Here is a 6,362-nt window from a genome sequence, read left to right on the forward strand (position 1 = left end):
GGCCTCCGCCCAACTGCTCGACGAGGCGACCGACTCATCCTGCTGCAGGAGGTCCGAATGGCAAACCCGGTGCTCACACAGACAGTCGAAGAACGACTTGACCGCGAGATCGCGCGTCGTCCGCTCGTGGACGGACTCATCCGGATGGAGAATGTCTGGCGCACGTACAAAATGGGACAGGAGGAACTGCACGCTCTTCGGGGCATTGACCTGACCATTCAGAAGAATGACTATGTAGCCATCATCGGTCCGTCAGGCTCGGGGAAATCCACCCTGATGAACATCATCGGCTGTCTCGATACCCCCACGGCAGGGCGTTACTGGCTCAACGGTCGGCTCGTGAGCGAGATGGATGACGATGAGCTGGCCTACATTCGGAACCGAGAGATTGGGTTCGTCTTCCAGCTTTTCAACCTGCTGCCGCGCGCGACGGCCCTGCACAATGTCGAGCTGCCGCTGATCTATGCCGGAGTGCCGCCGCGAGAACGCATCGAGCGGGCCCGACGTGCCCTGGAAATCGTTGATCTTGCCCAGCGGATGCATCACCGGCCCAATGAGCTTTCCGGCGGTCAGCGACAGCGAGTCGCTATCGCTCGCGCTTTGGTCAATAATCCCTCGATTTTGCTGGCAGATGAGCCAACTGGTGCCCTCGACTCGAAAACCGGAGCCGAGATCATGGCCATTTTCGACCGGCTTCACGAACAGGGCAACACGATCATCATCGTCACTCATGAACCTGAAGTGGCCGCTCACGCGCGTCGCATCATTCATATTCGCGACGGTCGCATTGAGCGGGAGGAGTTCCGGTAGTTTCTTCTCCGCCGGCCGGGGAAGTGGGAGGCCGTCGGGCGGCGAGCTGACCACAAGCGGCATCAATATCTCGGCCCCGGGGCTGACGAATAAAGGTGAGTAGTCCCCCCTCGCGCAGGAGCGACTGAAAGCGTAAGATTCGATCCATCGGGGAGCTCCGATAAGCAAGCTCAGGGGCAGGATTGTGGGGAATTAAATTGACCTTTGCACGCAGACCCCGAAGAAGGCTCACGAGCTGTCGTGCCTGCTCGTCGCGATCATTGATTCCGTCAAGCATGACATATTCGAATGAAATCCACTCGTTTCGGCGCAGGGGATACTGACGGCAGACCTCCATGAGCTGGCCAAGCGGCCACCGCCGATTCAGAGGGATGAGCTGATTCCGGAGTTCATCCGTTGGGGCAGACAGCGAGATCGCCAGCTCCGGTCGAACCGGTTCGCGGGCAAGATCGCGAATGCGTGGCACGACGCCGACGGTGGAGAGCGTGATCCGTCGCTCGGAGATGTTGAACCCTCGCGGATCACATAACAGTTGAACTGCCCGGATGACGTTCTCATAGTTGAGCAGCGGCTCGCCCATTCCCATCAGCACGATGTTGGTTCCGCGCGCGGGACTTCCACCGACTCCATAACGGTCATTGAGGACCAGGGCGACCTGTGAGACGATCTCCCCCGCATCGAGCTGGCGTCGTAGTCCAAGCCTCCCGGTCATACAAAAGGTGCAGGCGATGGGACAACCCGCCTGCGTTGAAATGCAGATCGTGTCCGCATAATCTTCCGGAATCCACACTGTCTCGATGAATGTCGCGTCGGCCAGTCGAAGCAGATAGCGCCGCGTTCCGTCGGAGGACTCGAAGGTTTGGCTCACCTCCACGTCGGTGATGACGAAATCTCTCGCCAGCTCCTCCCGCAGACGAAGCGGTATATCCGTCATCGCCTCAATGGTAGTCACTCGCCGTCGGTAAAGCGCATGAAACACCTGCCGATGCCGATAGTCGGGGGCGTCGTACCGACGAAAGATCTCCGCCAGCTCCGCTGCGGTTTTTCCCATCAGTCGTTGTGTTGCCATTGCAAATCAATCGTTACCGACACCAAAGCTCAAACTGTTAGTATACCAATCCTCCCGGATGGGTGGACAGCACAACGCCGACAATGCAGCGGCTGGCCAAGCGCCATGACTTCCGATCCATCGGTTCGACCCGGTGGAGGGAAGCTTTCGTTCATCGGCTGAACCTCTTGCCTGACGCACGAAAGTTCTGCCATTATGCTTGTCGTGACAACACGAATCCGAGCATCATCGGCGATCTCTTTGGCACTCTGGGGAATGATCATCGGGGGGTATTTCTCTTTGACCCCGGGTACACGCGCAGGCGGCCCGATCTTCGGACGCCCTGCCGTGTGGGATACGAACCGTCCCGTGCCTTTTACGCCCGACCAGGGACCGTTGGGGAAACTGGATAACGAACAGGCGGTCGCTCTGGTTGGCGCTCTCTTCAGCGTATGGAGCGAAGTGGATACGGCTGCCATCACGTTTGCTCAGGCGGGTCAGCTCGAAGCGGATGTGACGGCGGCCAACTATCTTCAGATCCTCAACGCGCTCCCGGCAACCGTCAGCCCGGTGATCTTCGATGCGGATGGGAGCATTACCGATGCTGTCTTTGGCCAGGGGGCGCGTCATCGGGTTCTCGGTTTTGCCGGACCGCGCCTGGCGTCAGGGGACCGAATCCAGGGCGCGATGGCCGTTCTCAACGGAGCCTTCATTGACGGCAGACCGGATCCGACGGACATTCCCTTGGAGCTATTCCGCGCGGTGTTCATCCATGAGTTCGGTCACTACATTGGCCTCGACCATACGCAACTGAACCTCGATGATGCCTTCGACGCTGATCCGACCAACGACGTCTCTGTGCCCACGATGCTTCCGGTGCTGACGACGATCGAGCAAGTGACGCTTCATGCCGATGATCGTGCCGCCGTGTCATCGCTCTATCCGGGACCACGGCGCGCACTGCTAGGGACGATCCGCGGTCGTGTACTCATGTTGGGCGGGCAGGCCGGCGCATTGGGCGTCAATGTCATAGCCCGACGGGTGGATGCCCCGAAGGAGGTGGCGTTTTCAACCGTCACCGGCTATCGCTACGCGACCGATGCCACCGAGTTGCCCGGATTCTTTGAGCTTGTCGCGCTGCCGCCCGGCCGGTATACGGTTGAAGTCGAACGCATTCATCCCGTCTTTAGAAGCGGATCAAACGTCGGCCCATTCTCGCCGCCCCTTGTTCTTCTCGGCCCCCCGGAGTTTTTCAGCGGCTCTGAGGAATCCGATCATGATGATCCCGCCTCAAAGGTGGAGCTAACGGTCGTTTCCGGAGCAGTCATTGAGGGCGTTAATATTATCCTCAACTCAGTCGCCACGCCGGCGGGGAACGATTCCTGTAGCCAGGCGCGAGAGGTGCGAGAAAGCGAGTTCACCGATGTGGTGAGCGTCGCCTCCGCCACTCCCTCACCGGACGATCCGCCAAATTCCTGCTTCCTCGGCCGGGGCCAGAACGTATGGTATCGGTTCGACGCTCCCCTCAATGGAACGGTGACTGTTGACACCTATGGGAGCACCTACGATACGGTCATTGGCGTCTATCAAGGGTCGTGCGGGCGGATGATCGAAATCTCCTGCAATGATAATGCTTCGCTCACCTCACTCGGCTGGTTCACCGAATCCCAGCTCTCGTTCAATGTGAGATCCGGCCAGACCTATTATATCGAGGTGGCCAGGTCGGCAACCGATTCGCGGGAGAGCTTGCTCCGGTTTCATCTTCGATTTCACCCGGCGGTGAATGGGCCTGATCTTGCTCTCGACGATCTTCGCCTTCCTTCGACATCCGTCCGAAGAGGAAGCGAAGCCCTGCTCGGCTTCACCATCATCAATCAAGGGGATCGTCCGGCGTCCGGTGCCGTTCATGAAGTTCGCCTGGCCAATCGTAATTATCGCCTCTCGGTCAGTCCGCCCCTGGCGTCGGTCGTGACCCGTGAACTTCGTCCGGGTGAGACAGTTTTCTTTCAGGTGCCGGTGGTGATTCCTGGCGATCTCCCGCCCGGGACGTACTTCCTGGGCATCGTGCTCGACACGACCGGCGGCGCCGCTGAATCGCTTGAGGGGAACAATATCATCGCCATACCTCTGGAGGTCATTTCCGGATAATAGCGCAGACTTTTCAAGTCTGCGACGAATGCGCAGGCCGGAAAGCCCGCGCCGCTCCTGCTATTTGGGGAGGGAAAACCATGACTGGCGTGATGATCTTGAGAGGAGTAGCAATGACTGTCGCAGCACTCGTTTTCGGTGGACTGATAACGGGGAGCCCACAGGCACAAAACCCAGAAAGTGAGAGAGGATCATATGCGGGCGGATCCCTCAGCCAGGAACTTCGCAACAACCCCCTTCCCGGAGGTGGAACCATGCAAGAAAAAAGGCCGCGCGCGAGAGATCTCGGCCTCAACCCGGGAATCCTGTCCCCCGGACCTCTAAATGCCATCACCGATGTAGCCGGAGTGAAGGTGGGACATGCGACGATCATTCGAGGCGATCAGATCCGCACGGGTGTGACGGCAATTCTTCCTCATGGAGGCAATCTCTTCCGCGAGAAGGTTCCGGCGGCGATCTTCGTCGGTAACGGATTCGGGAAGCTCATGGGATCAACTCAGGTGAACGAGCTTGGAGAGATCGAGACGCCCATCCTCCTCACCAATACGCTCAGTGTGCCACAGGTGGCCGATGCGCTGGTTCAGTATATGCTCTCGCTTCCGGGCAATGAAGACGTGCGATCGGTCAATCCCGTCGTGGCCGAAACCAACGATGGGTACCTCAACGATATTCGTGGGCGACATGTGACACGGGAGGATGTTTTTCGGGCTCTCACCGAAGCTCGGCCCGGGCCTGTCGAAGAGGGGTCGGTGGGAGCCGGAACAGGGACAGTGGCATTCGGCTTCAAAGGGGGAATTGGGACGGCCTCGCGTGTGCTGCCTCAAAATCTCGGGGGCTACACAGTGGGTGTACTGGTGCAGACGAACTTCGGAGGAATCCTGACGATTCAGGGAGCACCCGTTGGTCGTGAGTTGGGCCGCTACTACTTGCGCGAGCAGCTAGAAGGTCGCTCCCACCAGTCACCCGATGGGAGCGTGGATCAGGAAGGGGGCTCGGTGATCGTCGTCGTTGCCACCGATGCTCCGCTCGACGCTCGCCAACTGCGGAGGCTGGCCGCGCGGGCCATTCTCGGTCTGGCGCGAACCGGATCCGTCATGGCCAACGGCAGCGGCGATTACATCATTGCCTTCAGCACCGCCGAGTCCGTCCGCATCCGCAGTGGAGAGGCGGGACGAGAACGATCTCCCCGAACAGTGACAAACGATGCAATGTCACCCTTGTTTCTGGCCGTTATCGAGGCGACGGAGGAAGCCGTCTACAACTCACTCTTTCGGGCGACAACAATGAAGGGACGGGACGGACGGACCATCGAGGCTCTGCCTCTGGAGCAAACGGTGGATATTCTCCGGCGTTACAATGTCCTCCCGCGCCGTGATTGAACGCGGGGTGAGAGTTCCCGTGAGCCGGGCGCATCTTGGTGATCGGCGACAGGGCGAAGCGAGGTCCGCCTCGACCCGTGTCGCCGAAATGCATTCACTCGCCCCTAGACTGAAGTCCCGAAGAAGTCCGATCAGAAGATGAAGCGAATGCCCACCTGTGCCTGGAAGGGCGTTCCCGGATTATTATTGGTGTCCAGCGTCCCATCAGGAAATCGCAGCCGACGGAACCGCGTATCCACGGGTGCGGGATTCCCCGTCGCCGGATCAATGCCGAGACCGTAGATCTGCTGCTGCGAGCCGAAGGTGATATTGTCAGCGTTGAAAAGGTTGAACAGCTCTACCGAGAACTGGATCCGCGACGTCTCACTCCAGAGCGTAAAGGCCTTGAGAATCCGCAAATCCACCGTGCTGACAGCGCGGTTGCGGAAAGAGTTGCGTTTCATCATCACGCCCGGAGCCGCCATCGGCCGATCATTGTTGGCGAAGTCCTCATTGGTGTCGCTGCCGGTTTGCGGATTGAGCGGCCTGGCCGACTGAGCCCGCACGATGCTCGACACCTCGAATCCCCAAGGGAGGCTGACCACCGAGAAGAAAGAGAAGAGATGACGCGCATCCAATCGCGCGAAGTGGAATTCCGGCCTCAGGTTGTAGACATTGACCGTGTCTTCCTGGCCCGTGGCGCTGTGCTCGTTGTCGTCATCCGAGTAGTTCCACGACAGCGTGTAGAAACCCTGCAACTGAATCCGCGAGCGGCGAAGTCCGGCGCGGAAGGTAAATCCCCGATAAAGTGAATGGGCCGTTGATTCCCGCACCCAGATGCTGCCCAGGCTGGGAATCGGTCGGGATTGTGCCCGCGAGCGCAAACCGAAAAATTCCCGGCGGCTGAGATCGTTAGCCCGAATGATGGGGAGCGGGAGATTATAGTCGCGCGTGCGCTGGAGATTGACCGTATTGACGTAGGTGAAATCCACTCCGGT

The 6,362-nt window shown here is 59.3% G+C and carries 5 protein-coding genes; 3 read left to right on the top strand and 2 right to left on the bottom strand.

The features are described from left to right. The first annotated feature begins 144 nt into the window (after positions 1–144). Positions 145–810 carry an ABC transporter ATP-binding protein gene (locus tag VNM72_10320; GenBank protein HXF05794.1) on the top strand — a complete coding sequence of 222 codons (666 nt, stop codon included), beginning with the start codon at positions 145–147 and terminating at the stop codon, positions 808–810. Here the strand turns inward: VNM72_10320 and rlmN are convergent. Beyond that, positions 764–1,879 carry a 23S rRNA (adenine(2503)-C(2))-methyltransferase RlmN gene (gene rlmN, locus VNM72_10325; GenBank protein HXF05795.1) on the bottom strand — a complete coding sequence of 372 codons (1,116 nt, stop codon included), beginning with the start codon at positions 1,877–1,879 and terminating at the stop codon, positions 764–766. The genes VNM72_10320 and rlmN overlap by 47 nt on opposite strands. A gap of 204 nt (positions 1,880–2,083) precedes the next feature. On the opposite strand from rlmN, the gene VNM72_10330 reads away from it, so the two are divergent. Further along, complete coding sequence (locus VNM72_10330; GenBank protein ID HXF05796.1) at positions 2,084–4,006, top strand: hypothetical protein; 1,923 nt, start codon at positions 2,084–2,086, stop codon at positions 4,004–4,006. Positions 4,007–4,260: 254 nt separating this feature from the next. Then, entirely contained in the window at positions 4,261–5,385 is a 1,125-nt protein-coding gene (locus tag VNM72_10335; protein ID HXF05797.1) for a P1 family peptidase, read from the top strand. Positions 5,386–5,516: 131 nt separating this feature from the next. Here the strand turns inward: VNM72_10335 and VNM72_10340 are convergent. Beyond that, positions 5,517–6,362, bottom strand: an 846-nt coding sequence (locus tag VNM72_10340) for a hypothetical protein (GenBank protein HXF05798.1), incomplete at its 5' end; no start/stop codon positions are given.

The sequence above is a fragment of the Blastocatellia bacterium genome, from assembly GCA_035573895.1.
In the GTDB taxonomy this organism is placed as follows: Bacteria; Acidobacteriota; Blastocatellia; order HR10; family HR10; genus DATLZR01.

Bases quoted from the DNA above. Each gene is read 5' to 3' on its own strand.
- VNM72_10320 (HXF05794.1), top strand. From the start codon at position 145: ATGGAGAATGTCTGGCGCACGTACAAAATGGGACAGGAGGAACTGCAC.
- rlmN (HXF05795.1), bottom strand. From the start codon at position 1,879: ATGGCAACACAACGACTGATGGGAAAAACCGCAGCGGAGCTGGCGGAG.
- VNM72_10335 (HXF05797.1), top strand. From the start codon at position 4,261: ATGCAAGAAAAAAGGCCGCGCGCGAGAGATCTCGGCCTCAACCCGGGA.